At 51.0% G+C, this 651-nt stretch carries 1 rRNA gene; it reads right to left on the reverse strand.

The features are described from left to right. Positions 1-539 (reverse strand): 16S ribosomal RNA (locus tag IAE33_RS24365); the annotation flags it as partial. Positions 540-651: the final 112 nt, after the last annotated feature.

Raw genomic sequence — 651 nt, forward strand, 5'->3', positions numbered from 1 at the left:
GCACCCTCTGTATTACCGCGGCTGCTGGCACAGAGTTAGCCGGTGCTTATTCTGTCGGTAACGTCAAAATTGCAGAGTATTAATCTACAACCCTTCCTCCCAACTTAAAGTGCTTTACAATCCGAAGACCTTCTTCACACACGCGGCATGGCTGGATCAGGCTTTCGCCCATTGTCCAATATTCCCCACTGCTGCCTCCCGTAGGAGTCTGGACCGTGTCTCAGTTCCAGTGTGACTGATCATCCTCTCAGACCAGTTACGGATCGTCGCCTTGGTGAGCCATTACCTCACCAACAAGCTAATCCGACCTAGGCTCATCTGATAGCGCAAGGCCCGAAGGTCCCCTGCTTTCTCCCGTAGGACGTATGCGGTATTAGCGTTCCTTTCGAAACGTTGTCCCCCACTACCAGGCAGATTCCTAGGCATTACTCACCCGTCCGCCGCTGAATCAAGGAGCAAGCTCCCGTCATCCGCTCGACTTGCATGTGTTAGGCCTGCCGCCAGCGTTCAATCTGAGCCATGATCAAACTCTTCAGTTCAATACTGCTTGGGTTTTTAAGAAACCCTAAACTTGGCTCAGCAATCTCAAATGACTATGTGATTTCTCGCATGGCCACTTGTGATGCTGATAATCTTTGTGACTATCAGTCC

This window comes from Pseudomonas sp. S60, assembly GCF_016647865.1.
In the GTDB taxonomy this organism is placed as follows: Bacteria; Pseudomonadota; Gammaproteobacteria; order Pseudomonadales; family Pseudomonadaceae; genus Aquipseudomonas; species Aquipseudomonas parafulva.